General features: G+C 72.8%; 12 protein-coding genes. 8 read left to right on the top strand and 4 right to left on the bottom strand.

The window, feature by feature from the left end:
• Positions 1-109 precede the first annotated feature (109 nt).
• On the top strand, positions 110-1,447 hold the full coding sequence (locus tag ACIG87_RS09690) for an acetyl/propionyl/methylcrotonyl-CoA carboxylase subunit alpha (RefSeq protein WP_396849797.1): 1,338 nt from the start codon (positions 110-112) through the stop codon (positions 1,445-1,447).
• Positions 1,448-1,499: 52 nt separating this feature from the next.
• Here the strand turns inward: ACIG87_RS09690 and ACIG87_RS09685 are convergent, their stop codons facing one another.
• Positions 1,500-2,402, bottom strand: coding sequence for a hypothetical protein (locus ACIG87_RS09685; protein WP_396849795.1), 903 nt, complete (start codon positions 2,400-2,402; stop codon positions 1,500-1,502).
• Between the two features lie 429 nt (positions 2,403-2,831).
• Here ACIG87_RS09685 and ACIG87_RS09680 point away from each other — a divergent pair, with 429 nt between their 5' ends.
• Together ACIG87_RS09680 and ACIG87_RS09675 are read left to right on the top strand one after the other, a co-directional pair.
• The gene (locus ACIG87_RS09680) at positions 2,832-2,966 is read left to right on the top strand and encodes a hypothetical protein (RefSeq protein ID WP_396849793.1); all 135 of its coding nucleotides are present in this window, start codon (positions 2,832-2,834) and stop codon (positions 2,964-2,966) included.
• Positions 2,967-3,180: 214 nt separating this feature from the next.
• Positions 3,181-4,089, top strand: a complete 909-nt coding sequence (locus ACIG87_RS09675) for a hydroxymethylglutaryl-CoA lyase (protein ID WP_396850123.1) — start codon at positions 3,181-3,183, stop codon at positions 4,087-4,089.
• A 63-nt stretch (positions 4,090-4,152) separates the two neighbouring features.
• Here the strand turns inward: ACIG87_RS09675 and ACIG87_RS09670 are convergent, their stop codons facing one another.
• Entirely contained in the window at positions 4,153-4,722 is a 570-nt protein-coding gene (locus ACIG87_RS09670) for a snapalysin family zinc-dependent metalloprotease (RefSeq protein WP_396849791.1), read from the bottom strand.
• 207 nt (positions 4,723-4,929) lie between these two features.
• Between ACIG87_RS09670 and ACIG87_RS09665 the strand changes: the two genes are divergently transcribed.
• From ACIG87_RS09665 to ACIG87_RS09655, 3 genes are all read left to right on the top strand, one after another.
• Complete coding sequence (locus ACIG87_RS09665; RefSeq protein WP_396849789.1) at positions 4,930-6,462, top strand: acyl-CoA carboxylase subunit beta; 1,533 nt, start codon at positions 4,930-4,932, stop codon at positions 6,460-6,462.
• Between the two features lie 175 nt (positions 6,463-6,637).
• Positions 6,638-7,792, top strand: a complete 1,155-nt coding sequence (locus ACIG87_RS09660; RefSeq protein ID WP_396849788.1) for an acyl-CoA dehydrogenase family protein — start codon at positions 6,638-6,640, stop codon at positions 7,790-7,792.
• Positions 7,793-7,905: 113 nt separating this feature from the next.
• Positions 7,906-10,527, top strand: coding sequence for an ATP-binding protein (locus ACIG87_RS09655; protein WP_396849787.1), 2,622 nt, complete (start codon positions 7,906-7,908; stop codon positions 10,525-10,527).
• 182 nt (positions 10,528-10,709) lie between these two features.
• Here the strand turns inward: ACIG87_RS09655 and ACIG87_RS09650 are convergent, their stop codons facing one another.
• Positions 10,710-11,216 carry a MarR family winged helix-turn-helix transcriptional regulator gene (locus tag ACIG87_RS09650; RefSeq protein ID WP_396849785.1) on the bottom strand — a complete coding sequence of 169 codons (507 nt, stop codon included), beginning with the start codon at positions 11,214-11,216 and terminating at the stop codon, positions 10,710-10,712.
• 101 nt (positions 11,217-11,317) lie between these two features.
• On the opposite strand from ACIG87_RS09650, the gene ACIG87_RS09645 reads away from it, so the two are divergent.
• Both ACIG87_RS09645 and ACIG87_RS09640 read left to right on the top strand, forming a co-directional pair.
• On the top strand, positions 11,318-11,896 hold the full coding sequence (locus ACIG87_RS09645) for a YceI family protein (protein ID WP_396849783.1): 579 nt from the start codon (positions 11,318-11,320) through the stop codon (positions 11,894-11,896).
• Positions 11,897-12,133: 237 nt separating this feature from the next.
• Complete coding sequence (locus ACIG87_RS09640; protein WP_396849782.1) at positions 12,134-13,612, top strand: glutamate--cysteine ligase; 1,479 nt, start codon at positions 12,134-12,136, stop codon at positions 13,610-13,612.
• A 130-nt stretch (positions 13,613-13,742) separates the two neighbouring features.
• On the opposite strand, the gene ACIG87_RS09635 is transcribed toward ACIG87_RS09640, so the two are convergent.
• Positions 13,743-15,002, bottom strand: a complete 1,260-nt coding sequence (locus tag ACIG87_RS09635; RefSeq protein WP_396849780.1) for a hypothetical protein — start codon at positions 15,000-15,002, stop codon at positions 13,743-13,745.
• Between the last annotated feature and the right edge of the window lie 29 nt (positions 15,003-15,031).

The following is a 15,031-nucleotide window of genomic DNA, read 5'->3' as shown; positions in this document are numbered from 1 at the left end:
GTGACACTCCCGCCCGACTCGTGGCAGACGGCCCGACCGTGGTTCCCTAGCATCCGTCCCCACCCCGGACGCTGAGCATCCGTCCCCACCCCTGGACGCTGGAGGAAACATGATCGAGTCGCTGTTGGTCGCCAACCGGGGCGAGATCGCCCGCCGGATCATCCGTACCGCGAAGCGGCTCGGCATCCGTGCGATCGCGGTGCACTCGGAGGCCGACGCCGACCTGCCGTTCGTGGTCGAGGCCGATGAGGCGGTGTGCGTGGGACCGGCGAACCCGGCCCAGAGCTACCGCAACGTCGAGGCGATCCTCGCCGCTGCCAAGGCCACCGGAGCGCAGGCCATCCACCCCGGTTACGGCTTCCTGTCGGAGAACGCCGACTTCGCCCGTACCGTCGGGGCCGCCGGGCTGATCTGGGTCGGGCCCGGCGCGGATGCGATCACCGCGATGGGCGACAAGATCAACGCCCGGAACCTGATGGCGGCGGCCGGGGTGCCGGTCGCGCCCGGCACCACCGAGCCGGCCGCCGACCTGGCCGCGGCGGTCGCCGCCGCCACGGAGATCGGTTACCCGGTGATGGTCAAGGCCGCCGCCGGTGGCGGCGGGATGGGCATGGGAGTGGCCGCCGACGAGGCCGCGCTGCGCACCGAGTACGACCAGGTCCGCGCGTTCGCCGAGCGGATGTTCGGCGACGGTTCGGTGCTGATCGAGCGGTACTTCCCCCGGGTGCGCCACGTCGAGGTGCAGATCCTCGGCCTGGCCGACGGCCGGGTGGTGGCGCTCGGCGAACGTGAGTGCTCGGTCCAGCGCCGCAACCAGAAGCTGGTCGAGGAGTCCCCCTCCCCGGCGGTCTCCCCGGAGCTGCGGGCGCGGTTCCTGGCCGCCGCCGTACGGGCCGGCGAGGCGGTCGGCTACCGCAACGCGGGCACTGTCGAATGCCTGCTCGACCCCGCTACGCAGGAGTTCTTCTTCCTGGAGATGAACACCCGGCTCCAGGTGGAACACCCGGTGACCGAGCTGGTCTACGGCGTCGACCTGGTCGAGGAGCAGCTGCGGGTGGCGGCCGGCCTGCCGCCGACCTTCGACCCGGACGCGTTGACCCCGCGCGGGCACGCCGTCGAACTGCGGATCAACGCGGAGGACCCGAAGCGTTTCCTGCCCGGCCCCGGCGTCATCAGGACCTGGGTGGAGCCGACCGGCGAGGGGGTACGGGTCGACTCCGGGTACGTCGCCGGCAACACCGTCACCCCGTTCTACGACAGCCTGCTGGCCAAGCTCGTCGTCACCGGCGCGGACCGGGCCGAGGCACTGGCCCGAGCCCGGACGGCGGTCGCCGACTTCGAGCTGGCCGGCCCGAAGAACAACCTGCCCTTCTTCGTCGAGCTGCTGGCGAACGAGGAGTTCGTCTCCGGCGACTACGACACGGGCATCGTCGGCCGGATGCGCTGACCCGCACGGGCGTCGATCACGGGGCCGGCCGCTGCCGGCGCGGGCCCCGTGGTCAGTCCCGCCGCAATCCCCCGGGCGCGTACGGCAGGGGCGCCACCGGGTGGGTCGGGGCGCTGACGACGTCGAGGCGGGGCGGCAGCGACACCGTGTCGATCCGGGGTGGGCGGTGGTGCCGGCCGGGCGGGGCGTCGTTGGTCGAGGTCGGGCCGGCGGGGAAGTGCCCGGGGTTGCGGTCCTTGCGCGCCGGCCCGGCCAGCAGGGTGGACTCCCGTTGTCGCGGCACGTCATCCGGACGGCTGCCGCCACCGAGCGGCCGGTGCTGGGGGTGTCTCTTCGGCGCAGCGCGGTTCGCGGCCTCGATGGTGGCGCGCAACAGTTCGTTCTCGGCCTTCCAGGCGGCCAGCCGGCGGCGCAGGGTGGCGTTCTCACCCCGTAGGGCGTCGAGCATCGCGTCGGTGTCGTCCCCGGTGGGGGCAGCCCCGCCGGAGCGGGCCGGCTGCGGGTCCGCGTCGTCGAGGTGGGCCGGGTCGACGGTCCCGCGACGTCGGTCCGACGTCGGTCGCTCACCCCGGGCCGCCTCGTACAGCTGGGCGAATCGGCGCAGGGTCGCCGTCCGGTTGGCTTCCGCGACGGTGCACTCGACCACCAGGACCACGGTCTGCCAGGGTGGGCCCTTGGTCTCGGTGGTGAAGTGCCGGGACAGCCGCCTGCGCCAGGTGGCCCAGTCGCGGCCGGACCCCTTGCGGCAGATCCGCGCGGACAGCCTGCTCCAGGTGTCGACCGGACCGATGTCGGGGCACTGCTCGACGAGGTCGCGGACCGCCAGCGCGTAGTCGGACACCGCCGTCGACCCGTACCGGGACTCGTACCCCGCGGCCAGTTGCTCGCGCGAGACGAGTCGGTGTCGCCGGTGCCACCCCCCGGGTGGGGCTGGCGTGCTGGTGTCGGAGGTCATGCCGGGCCTTTCGCAGAGCTGCGTGACGGGAGTTCATTCCTACTCCCTCAGAGCAATGGTGAGTGATCCGACCTGTGCCCGTGCTCAGTTTTGGCCGGGTAGTTGTCCGGGTAGGACGGTCCGGCCCGGCGGGGCCGGCCGGCGTCGATTCCGTTGTGGAGCAACGGCTGGGCCGCGCTCCGCTTTGGCCGCCCACCGCGCGTGCTGCCCGGCCAGAAGGCCGTGCGACGTGGCCCGGCAGGTCGTTGTCCCCGTCGTGCGGCCGACCGCCGTCGATGTGCTCGGCGGGTGGCCGGACGCACATCAGGGTCGATGGGTTCCATCGGCGTTCACTGCGTCCTCAGGGGTGGAGAAATGGGAAGCGGAAGATCGATCGGCGGCGCGCGCCCGCGCGTCGACAGTCGTCGCGTGGGCCGGTGCCTGCGGTCGATGGCCCTGTTCGCGGAGGGGGCGGTGGCGATGGCGCTGGTGTTGGGCCGCGAGGACGCCGTCGGCTGGGCGGGTGCCCTCGCGGCGACGTTCCGCAGCGCCGCCGAGCTGGTGGAGGGACCGTCGCAGCGTTGACCTCCCGGTTGTCGGGGGCTGACACCCTCGTGGGTGGCGGGGGTCGGCCCCGGCCCCCGACACCGGGGGCGGCCTGGCGGCTGCCGCCGCCGTAGTGGTTCCCTGGAGGGACCACCGGTCGTCCGGCGTCGCCGGTCGTCGTCCCCACGAGGGGCGACGGCGCGGGACGGCCTCCCGGACGACCCGATGTCACAGCGAGGTGACCATGAGTCAGATGCCAGCGGCGGTGTCGATCCGGGAGGTCGGGCCGCGCGACGGGCTCCAGAACGAGGAGCCGATCCCGACCGGGGCCAAGGTGCGGCTGCTCGACGCCCTGTCCGGCACCGGCGTACGCCGGATCGAGGCGGTGTCGTTCGTGCACCCGTTGGCGATCCCGCAGATGGCCGACGCCGACGAGGTGTGGCGGCGGGCCCGGAAGGCGGAGGGGGTCCGCTACTCGGCGTTGGTGCCCAACACCCGGGGTGCCCAGCGCGCCCTGGCCGCCGGCTTCACCGAGATCGAGGTCGTGGTCTCGGCCAGCGACACGCACAACCGGCGCAACGTCAACCGCTCCACCGACGAGTCCCTCGACGACATCGCCGAGCTGATCGACCTGCTGCACGGCGCGGGCGCCCGCGCCGAGGTGATCGTGGCGACCAGCTTCGGCTGCCCGTACGAGGGGGACGTCGACCCGGGGCGGGTCGCCGGCATCGTCGAGCGGGTGGTCCGCGACGGCGCCGACCGGGTCGCGTTCGGCGACACCACCGGCATGGGTACGCCCCGACGGGTCCGGGAGCTGGTCACCGCGGTCCGCGACCGCGACGCCGACGTGCCGGTGCTGCTGCACTTCCACAACACCCGGGGCACCGCGTTGGCGAACCTGCTGACCGCGTTGGAGCTGGGGATCACCGAGTTCGACGCCAGCGTCGGCGGCCTGGGCGGCTGCCCGTACGCCCCGGGGGCGAGCGGCAACCTGGCCACCGAGGAGGCGGTGCACATGCTGCACGACATGGGCATCGACACGGGCATCGACCTGGATGCCCTGATCGGGGCCGCCGAGTTGGCCGAGCATCTGCTCGACAAGCGGCTTCCGTCCGGCGTGCTCCGCGCCGGCCCGCGTACCCGGCTGACCGCCCGCCGGTAGCCGGGCATGGACGGCGGGAGGGGCCGGCGGGATGCCGGCCCCTCCGTCATGTCGGTCGGTGCGTCAGCCCACGGTGAGCAGGGCCGGCCAGCTGTCCCGGAAGACCTGGCTGCCGGTGCCGCTGCTCCGCTCGGTGGCGCTGAGGGTGCCGGCGAACAGGCTGCTGACCCGGTTCGCCTCGGTGGTGCTCGGGTACGGGTTGGTGCAGCTGGTGCCGGCGCTGCCGCCGGACATCAGGATCGCGCAGTTGCCGTTGTAGTTGTCGGGCAGGCCGAGGATGTGCCCGATCTCGTGGGTCATGATCCGCAGCGGGCTGTACTGGGCGGCCTGCTGGGTGTCGATGTAGACCCGCCCGTTGCCCAGGCTGGTGCGCTGGGCGTACGAGCCGCCGCCGGTGATCTGGTAGATCCGCAGGTTGGTGCCGCAGTTCGCGGTCAGCGTCAGGTTCGTCGTGGCGTCGTTCCAGATCGAGGCGGCCTGGTTGGCGATGCTGGCGTAGCTCGGCGCCTGGCTGGTGTTGTAGCAGATGGTCATGGCGGCGGCGGCCGGTGAGGGGTTGGCGACCGTGACGCCGAGGGTGGCGGTGGCCGTCGCCAGGGCGGCGACGGCGAACCGGCCGATGCGTGAGTTCATGGCTCACTCCAATCCGGAGGGGGTCTCAGGAGCCTAGCCACATCGATAGTTGGGTATCAATATCCGGAGCGGAAGTCGGTCGGGTGGTCGGGTGGGGCCCGGATGCGCTAGCCTAACGATCGTTCAGGCTGGTCGGAGCGTCGACGACGGCGTTCGCGCGGCATGGCGGTCGGGCGCGTCCACGAGGCGCGGGGCGAGGGGGTCGGCGTGACGCTCGACGGTGAGGCACTGGAGCAGCTGCGCAAGCGCGCCCGCTCCGGCGGTGCGGACAGGTACCACGCGGCGAACGCCGGCAAGGGCAAGCTCTTCGCCCGGGAGCGGGTCGCGCTCCTGGTCGACGAGGGCTCGTTCGTCGAGGACGGCCTCTATGCCAACGCCCTGGCCGAGGGGCTACCCGCCGACGGTGTGGTCACCGGCACCGCGACCATCGACAGCCGGCCGGTCTGCCTGATGGCCAACGACTCCACGGTGAAGGCCGGCAGTTGGGGCGCGCGGACCGTCGAAAAGATCATCCGGATCATCGAGCGGGCGTACTCGACCGGCGTGCCGATGGTCTACCTGGTCGACTCGGCCGGGGCCCGGATCACCGACCAGGTCGACCTGTTCCCCGGTCGACGCGGCGCCGGGAAGATCTTCTGGAACCAGGTCCGCGCCTCGGGGGCGATCCCGCAGGTCTGCGCGCTGTTCGGGCCGAGCGCCGCCGGTGGGGCGTACATCCCGGCGTTCTGCGACGTGGTCGCCATGGTCGACGGCAACGCCAGCATGTACCTCGGCTCGGACCGGATGGTCGAGATGGTCACCGGGGAGAAGACCACCCTGGAGGCGATGGGTGGCGCGAAGGTGCACTGCGCCGAGTCCGGCGTCGGGCACTTCCTCTGCAAGACCGAGGCCGACGCGCTGGACGTGGTGAAGAACTACCTGTCCTACCTGCCGTCGAACTGGCAGCAGCAGCCGCCGGCCGCGCCGGCTGTCGCCGCGCCGGAGAAGGCCGATCTCGCCGCGCTGGTCCCGGCCAGCGAGCGGCAGGCGTTCGACATGCGCCGGTACGTCAAGGGCCTGCTCGACGAGGGCTCGTTCTTCGAGATCCAGGCGCTCTGGGCCCGGGAGCTGACCATCGGGTTCGGCCGACTCGACGGCGAGGTCGTCGGCGTGGTCGGCAACAACTCGATGTTCAAGGGCGGGGTGCTCTTCGTCGACTCGGCCGACAAGGCGACCCGGTTCGTGCAGCTCTGCGACGCGTTCAACGTGCCGCTGCTGTTCCTGTCCGACGTGCCCGGGTTCATGGTCGGCAGCGCGGTGGAGAAGCAGGGCATCATCCGACACGGGGCCAAGATGATCACCGCGATCTCCGAGGCGACCGTACCCAAGATCTGCGTGGTGGTCCGCAAGGCGTACGGGGCGGGCCTGTACGCGATGGCCGGTCCCGGCTTCGAGCCGGACGCGACGATCGCGCTGCCCACCGCGAAGATCGCGGTGATGGGGGCGGAGGCGGCCGTCAACGCCGTCTACGCCAACAAGATCGCGGCCATCGCCGACGAGGCCGAGCGGGCCGCCTTCGTCACCGCGAAGCGCACCGAGTACGAGCGGGACATCGACGTGGTCCGGCTCGCCAGTGAGCTGGTGATCGACGCGATCGTCGAGCCGCACGAACTGCGCGCCGAACTGGTCCGCCGGTTCGCCGCCGCCCGGAGCAAGGAGCGGCACTTCTCCCGCCGCCGGCACGGCGTCACCCCGGTCTGACCGGTCGCCACCCCGCGACCGCGACCGGCTGCCGAGAGCGGGCGACCCGGCAGCGAGCACCGCATCAGCCAACAAGAGCTGCACCGGCGACCCCGGACAGCACCGCCACCGCGATCGGCCCAGCGACCGCCCGGCGTCACGAACGCCCGGCGGAGAACCCGTACAGGAGGAACCGATGGACTTCCGGCTCACCGAGGAGCAAGAGGCGCTGCGGGAGAGCGTGCGGGACTTCGCCCGCGAGGCGGTCGCGCCGGTGATCGCCGAGCACTACGAGCGGCACACCTTCCCGTACGAGATCGTCCGGCAGATGGGCAAGATGGGGCTGTTCGGCCTGCCCTTCCCCGAGGAGCACGGCGGCATGGGCGGCGACTACTTCGCCCTCTGCCTGGCCTTGGAGGAGCTGGCCCGGGTTGACTCCAGCGTGGCGATCACCCTGGAGGCGGCGGTCTCCCTCGGCGCGATGCCGATCCACCGCTTCGGCACCGCCGAGCAGAAGGCGCGGTGGCTGCCGAAGCTGCTCAGCGGTGAGGCGCTCGCCGGGTTCGGGCTGACCGAGCCGGGCACCGGGTCGGACGCGGGCGGCACCCAGACCCGGGCGGTGCTGGACTCGTCGACCGGCGAGTGGGTGATCAACGGGGCGAAGGCGTTCATCACCAACTCGGGCACCGACATCACCGCCCTGGTCACCGTCACCGCGGTGACCGGCACCAACGCGGACGGCTCGAAGGAGCTGTCCACCATCATCGTGCCGTCCGGCACGCCCGGCTTCACCGTCGCGTCGGCGTACTCGAAGGTGGGGTGGAACGCCTCGGACACCCACGAGCTGACCTTCGACGACTGCCGGGTGCCGGCGGAGAACCTGCTCGGTGCGCGGGGACGGGGTTTCGCGCAGTTCCTGCGGATTCTCGACGAGGGGCGGATCGCCATCGCCGCGCTCGCCGTCGGCCTCGCCCAGGGCTGCGTCGACGAGTCGGTGAAGTACGCCATGCAGCGTCAGGCCTTCGGCCAGCCGATCGGCAACTACCAGGCGATCCAGTTCAAGATCGCTGACATGGAGCTGAAGGCGCACACCGCGCGGCTGGCCTACTACGACGCCGCCGCGCGGATGCTCGCCGGTGAGCCGTTCAAGCGGCAGGCGGCGATCGCCAAGCTGCACGCCAGCACGATCGCGGTGGACAACGCCCGGGAGGCGACCCAGATCCACGGCGGCTACGGCTTCATGAACGAGTACCCGGTGGCCCGGTTCTGGCGGGACTCCAAGATCCTGGAGATCGGTGAGGGCACCTCCGAGGTGCAGCGCATGATCATCGCTCGCGACCTGGGCCTGTGACCGTCCCGTCGGGGTAGGGGCAGCACGGGGGTTTGTCGGGTATCCGCAGTCTTCCGTCGGTAGGCCGACGAAGGGCTGCTCGGCGTCGTATCCCGTCCGTACCCTTCCTGCCCATGACCCCGGATCATGATCATTCGTCCGGCGCGGGTGGTCGTACCCCGATCGGGGAGCTGGTGCGGGCCCACCGCCTGGCCTCCGGCCTCACCCAGGCCGACCTGGCACAGCGGGCCGGGGTGGGCGTGCGGACGGTCCGTGACCTGGAGCGCGGCCGGTCCCACCGACCACACCGCACCACCGTCGAGCTGATCGCCGGGGCGCTCGGCCTGACCGGCGCGGCCCGCGCCGGCTTCCTTACCAGCGCCCGTGGCCGGGCCGCCGCCGGCCCGGCCCTCCCGGCCGCCGTCGGGCTCCCGCGACGACCGACCGCCGCCGGCACCGCCCACCGGGACCTCGACCTCCCGGGTACGCCGATCGCGCTCCCCCCGGCGGTCGAGCTGATCGGCCGGGAACGGGAACTGGACGAGCTGGCCGGGTTGTTGACCGGCGACGGTTGGCCGTCGGTGCTGAGCCTGGTCGGCCTGGCCGGAGTGGGCAAGACGGCGCTCGCCCTGGCCGTGGCGCACGCGGTGACCGACGCCCACCCCGGCGGGGTGGCCGGGGTGCTGGTCGGCGTCGGGTCCGACGCCAACGACGTGCTCGCCGCGGCCTGCGCGGTGCTCGGCGCGGCCCGCCTCGCCGAGTTGGCCGCCCGGCTCCGGGGCCGCCCGGCGCTGCTGCTGGTGGACGCGGTCGAACGGGCCCCCGACCCGGTGGCCGAGGTGCTGCACCTGCTCGTCGGGGCGGTGCCGACCCTGCGGGTGGTGGTGACCGGACGACACCCGGTCGGCCTTCCCGGCGAACTCGTCCGTCCGGTGGCCCCGCTGGAGGTGCCCCCGGCCGACGTGGTCGACCCGGACGAGTTGGCCCGCTGGCCGGCGGCGGCGCTGTTCACCGCCCGGCTCACCCGGGTCCGCCCGGAACCGCCCGGCCCGGACGAGTTGCCCGCCCTCACCGCGCTGGTTCGTCGACTCGACGGCCTGCCGCTGGCGATCGAGCTGATGGCGGCCCGGGGGCGGAGCCTCTACCTGCCCGAACTGCTCGACCGGTACGGCGACCGGGTGCTCGACCTGGCCGGTCCGGACCTGGGCTGGCGGGGTTGGGAGGCCGCGCCGCCGAGCCGTACCGCCGAGCCTGCCCGGACGGCGGTGGCGGTGACCCTGCGGGAGGCGGTGGCCACCAGCTACCGACTGCTCGACGAGGGGGAGCAGGCCGCGTTGCGCCGGCTCTCGGTCTTCGCCAACCGATGGTCGGTGGAACTGGCCGAGGAGGTGCTCGTCGACCTGGTCGACCGGGACGGCCTGCCGGTGGCCGATCCGGTGCCACTGCTGGACCGGTTGGTCGAGTTGGGCCTGCTCAGTGTCCGGGGCACCGGACCGCTGCGGTTCCGCCTGCTCGACGCGGTCCGCGAGTACGCCGCCGAGCAGGCCGCCGGCCGGGGTGAACTGACCGCCGCCCGACGCCGGCATGCGGTCGCGGTCACCCGGTTGGTGACCCGTACCGCGCCGGACCTGGTCGGGACGCGACAGCCCACCGCCGTCCGCCGGCTCGACGAGGCGACCGGCGACATCGGCGCGGCGCTGGCGCACGCCGCCGGGGACGACCCGATCACCGCGCTGCGCCTGGCCGCCGCGTTGACCCGCTGGTGGCGGATGCGGGGGCGGGACGTCAGTGGCCGGCAGTGGCTGCGGCGGCTGCTCGCGGACCCCCGCACCGCCGATGCCGATCCGGTGCTGCGCGCGTGTGCGCTGCTCGGGGTGGCCCGGCTCGCCGCCGAACACGGCGCGGCGGCACAGGAACTGCCCGCCGCCCGCGCCGCGCTCGCGGTGCTGGCCGGGCGGACCGAGGTGGCCGGGGAGTTGGCGGCGCGGACCGTCCTCGGCACCCTGCTGGTCGCCACCGGTGGGTACGACGAAGCGGCCGAGCAGGCGCACGCGGCACTGACCCTGGCCACCCGGCACGGCCGAACCCGGGACGTGGCAGTCGCCCAGCACCAGCTGACCTGGCACGAGATCCGCCTCGGTGACCTGCCGGCCGCCCGGCGTCGACTCGCCGCGGTCGACCGGTTGGCCGCCCAGTGCGGCGAGCCCCGGCTGCGCCTGCTGGCCCGTGCCGACCTGGCCGAGGTGGCCCGGCTGGAGGGCCGTTACGGCGACGCGGTGGAGCAGGGCCGGCGGGTGGTCGCGGCGTTGGCAGGGGTGGGTGATCCGGGGCACCGGCGGCGGGTGCTCGGCACGGTGGGCCTGGCGCTGGCCCGGTCAGGTCGGACGGACGAGGCCGGCGAGGTCCTGGCCGAGCTGCGCTGTGACGGCCGTCCGGGGCCGTCCACGTCCCGGACGGCGGCGGAGGCGGGCACGGTCGGGGGCCGCCCGTCCGGGCCGGTCGGTGCCGAGGAAGGGGTGTGCGCGCTGATCGAGGGCACCCTGGCACAGCACCGGGGGGACCGGGAGTTGGCGGCGGAGTGGTTCGCGGTGGCGGTGGCTGCCGGGGCGGCCGGCCAGGACCGGCGGGACGTGGTCGAGGCGCTTGTCGGGTTGGCCGTGAGCACCGGCTCCGCCGAGGTACGTGAGCGGTTGACGCAGGCGTGCCGGCACGGCGGCATCCGGTTGCTGCCGGACGAGGAGCGCCTCCTGGAGTAGGCGCGGGGGTGGCGCGAGCGAACAAGCCCCCTGGTCAACCCCTCGCTCAATCGCTCGCGCCGGCACCCCCCGGTGCTCCCCCGCTCGATGAAGGCTAGCCAGCCCGACCGTCCGTTTTGTGGGCATCGGCGGGTGTGCGTCCGGTGGGTCCGTCAGGTTCTGCCGCTTTTTCTGCCGGTGGGTCAGCAGGCGGACGTCGGCTCGTCGGTCGGTGCCCGGTCGGTGCTGCCGGCGGTCGCTCCCGGATGGACGGCGTCGCGCACGCGGCGCAGGCCGTCCAGCATGACGGTGAGGGTCTCGGGCTCGAGTTGGCCGGTGAACCACTGCTCGATGATCCGTAGGTGGCCCGGCAGGGTCTCGTCCAGCCGCTTCAGGCCGGCGGGCGTGACCACCGCGTACGAGCTGCGGCGGTCGGACGGGCAGGCCCGGCGGCGGAGCAGCCCGTCGCGTTCCATCCGGTCCACCACCCGGGTGACGCCGCTGGTGGACAGGGAGGTCTGCGCGGCCAGGTCGGTCATCCGCAGCTGGTTGCCGGGGGAGCGGGTGAGGCGCATCAGCACCTCGAACTCGACCGCGGAGACGCCGTGCTCCTCGTACTGCGCGGCGAACCGGGCCGACAGCCCGGCGTACGCCTCGACAAGGAGGCCGACGGCGGTGATCCGGGGGTCGTCGAACACTTTCTCGTCCACCTGGCCATCCTAACAGTGCTTGACACAGGGAATATTGCCACGGCTATAGTTGCTCAGGCAGTCGTTGGGCTTCAGAACAATCTTCCCCGGAGGGCAGTTACATGACCAGCACCGATTCGGTTACCCGCGACTGGGACGGCCTCACCATTCCCGCCGCCGGCACCTACCTGCTGGACGCCGCGCACAAGCGGGTGGGCTTCGTCGCTCGACACATGATGGTCAGCAAGGTACGCGGCGAGTTCGCCGACGCGACCGCCACCATCACCGTCGCCGAGAACCCGTTGCAGTCCTCGGTCTCCGCCACCATCCAGGCGGCCAGCATCAACACCGCCCAGGCTGACCGGGACGGTCACCTGCGCAGCCCCGAGTTCCTCGACGTCGAGCAGTTCCCGACGCTGGAGTACCGCAGCACCGCCGTGAAGTCCCACGACGGCAACGAGTTCGTCCTGCTCGGCGACCTGACCATCAAGGGCGTCACCCGCCAGGTCGAGCTGGAGGTCGAGTTCGAGGGTGTCGGCCGCACCCCGTTCGGCACCGACGTGTTCGGCTTCACCGCCAGCACCGAGATCGACCGCGAGGACTTCGGTCTGACCTGGAACGTCGCCCTGGAGACCGGCGGCGTGCTGGTCGGCAAGAAGATCAAGATCGAGATCGAGGGCGAGGGCATCCGGCAGGCCTGAGCCACCCCGTCGTCGAGGCCCCCGCTCCCCGCGAGCGGGGGCCTCGACGCGTAGGGGTGTGGATTGTCACCGGCCGGCGGGAGTTCGCCCCGGTGCCGGTGGACGACCACGGGGTAGAGAAGCCGGCAGCGCATACCCGGTGGGCACTGGCCCCGACGCGTGGGCGCTCTTACCGTTGTGGTTCACACTGCGCGTCGGGACGATCACCGTTCCGTGCGCCTCACGCCGGGAGGAAACATGGGTAGGGACGTCGAGCAGGGCGCCTTCTCCCGAGAGGACCGGGTCCGCTACCGGCAGAAGGTACGGCGGTGCCTGGACGTCTTCGCGCTGATGCTCGACGACTTCGGCTTCGACGCCGACCGGCCGATGACCGGCCTGGAGATCGAACTCAACCTGATGGACCCGGACGCCGAACCGGCGATGCGCAACGACGAGATTCTCGCCGCGATCGCCGACCCGCTCTTCCAGACCGAGCTGGGACAGTTCAACCTGGAGCTGAACGCGGCACCCCGACTGATCGAGGGAGCCGGCTTCACCAACTACGAGAGCGACCTGCGCAGCAGCCTGACCCGGGCCGACGAACGGGCGGCCAGGTCGGACACCCGGATCGTCATGGTCGGCATCCTGCCCACCCTGACCGAGCGGCACCTGGTGGCCGACAACCTCTCCACCAACGAGCGGTACCGGGTGCTCAACGACCAGATCGTCGGTGCCCGGGGTGAGGACATCGAGCTGGACATCCGGGGGGTGGAGCGGCTCCGGACGCACACCGACTCGATCGTGCCCGAGGCCGCCTGCACCAGCCTCCAGTTCCACCTCCAGGTGGCACCGGACAGCTTCGCCGACTACTGGAACGCCTCCCAGGCCATCGCCGGCGTCCAGGTCGCCGTCGGGGCGAACTCACCGTTCCTCTACGGCCGGCAACTCTGGGCGGAGACCCGGATCGCGCTCTTCCAACAGGCCACCGACACCCGCCCGGACGAGCTGAAGGCCCAGGGGGTACGTCCCCGGGTGTGGTTCGGGGAACGCTGGATCACCTCGATCTTCGACCTGTTCGAGGAGAACGTCCGGTACTTCCCGCCGCTGCTGCCGATCTGCGCCGACGAGGACCCGGTCGAGGTGTTGCACGGCGGCGGCGTCCCGCAACTGTCCGAGCTGCGGCTGCACAACGGCACCGTCTACCGCTGGAACCGCCCGGTGTACGACATCATGAACGGCCGCCCGCACCTGCGGGTGGAGAACCGGGTGCTGCCGGCCGGCCCGACCGTGGTCGACATGCTGGCCAACGCCGCCTTCTACTTCGGGTTGGCGCGTGGGCTGGCCGAGTCGGACCGGCCGATCTGGAGCCAGCTCACCTTCAGCTCCGCCGAGGAGAACTTCCACGCCGCCGCCCGACGGGGCATGGACGCGATGCTGCACTGGCCCCGGCTCGGCGAAGTGCCGGTCACCAAGCTGGTCCTCGACACCCTGCTGCCGAAGGCGGCCACCGGGCTCGACCGGTTCGGGGTCGCCCCCGCCGAACGGGACCGGCTGCTCGGCATCATCGAGCAGCGCTGCCAGACCGGCCGCAACGGCGCGGTCTGGCAGACCGAGACGGTGTGGGCCGCCGAACGGCACCGCAACCTGGACCGGGACGCGGCGCTGCACCACATGGCCAACCGGTACGCCGAACTCCAACGCAGCAACGAGCCGGTGCACACCTGGCCGGTCGACTGATCCGCCGAGCCCTGCCGGGTCGGGTGCCTTCACCGCGCCCTGGCGGGCCGGGTTCCTACCGTTGCCGGGGCGTCATACGAGCTTCGCGGGATACCGACCTGGGACGAGGTCGTCAGGGGTGGCGAGGCTGTCAGCGGGGGCCCTGGTCCGCAGCGGGATCGACCGGCGACGCACCGTCCGGCTTGCCCACCGCGGAAGTCCGACTCCGCCGGACCGGCCGGGCCCGTCCGGTCGCCGATGGTGTCGAATCCCCACCGCTTCCCGTCGCCGGTGCCGAGGAGTCCGCGCCGCGCTGCGGCCCGGACACGGGATTCCCCGGGTCAGGCGCGCGGCTTCCCGGGGCGGGCTCGGTCTGCGTACGGGGGGCGTCCGAGACGCCCGCCGGGGTGGCCGGGAGCCCGGCGTGGGCGTCCACGTCGGATGGTGGGACCGGGCTCGTGCCGGCCGGCAGGTCGTCCAGCTCGCCGGTGCGAGGGCGGGGCAGCGGCGGCGTCGACCGCACGGCGGCGCGTCGCTCGGCCCGCTGGGCGAGCGAGGCCACCAGCACCGAACCGGCCGCCCCGACGATCACCGCGTACGGCGCGACGAGGTGGGCCGAAACCTGGGCCGGGGAGATCGTGGCCAGTCGGGGTACGGCGAGGAAGTAGGCGACCGCGACGAGCAGCGGCCCGGCCGCGCCGGAGACCACCGCGCCGAGTCGCAGCTCTGCCGTCCGGGCGGCCCGCCGGGCGGCCAGCGCGCCGATCAGCAGCGCCGAGCCCAGGGCGAGCAGTGCCCCCGGCCAGTAGAGATGGTCCCGCAACCAGAACCGGGGGCTGTCCTGGGCGATCTGCCAGATGCCGAGTTGGGCGCTGGTCAGCCCCCGGCCGGCGAGCACCCCGTCGGCGACGGAGACCACGGCCAGCAGCCAGAGCCAGCCGACGGTGGCGATCACGTTCGCCGCGGCGGCCCGCGAGTGCAGCGTCCAGACCGCCACCACCAGTCCCACCAGCACGCCGACCCCGGCGTAACCGGCCGCGACGGCCTGCGGTGAGAAGGTGTCCGGCATGGAGGCGGCCCGGGACGGCACCGCGACCAGCAGCACCGTGATCAACGCGCCGACCGCGCCCGCCACCGCGAGGGTGACCCGGTGCAGCGTGCTCCCGGCGGCGATGTCCTCGCCGCGTTCGTGCAGCCGCTGCGCGCAGACCGCCCCGGCGATGGTGGAGACGGCGGCGATCCAGGTCGCCCAGGCGAGACTGGCGAACCAGGACGGTTCGGTGGCCCCGACGTCGACCGGTGCCCAGTTGATGATGCCCAGGCCGTAGCCGAAGCCCAGTTGTGCGGCGCCCACGCCGGCAGCGACGCCGACCGCGGTGAGCACCGATCCTCCCCAGCCCCGTCCCGCCATGCCGGGGACTGTAGCGTCCCCTGGTCGAG

It is taken from the genome of Micromonospora sp. NPDC051925, assembly GCF_044548625.1.
Lineage (GTDB): Bacteria > Actinomycetota > Actinomycetes > Mycobacteriales > Micromonosporaceae > Micromonospora.
This window is presented reverse-complemented; position numbering and strand designations above follow the sequence as displayed.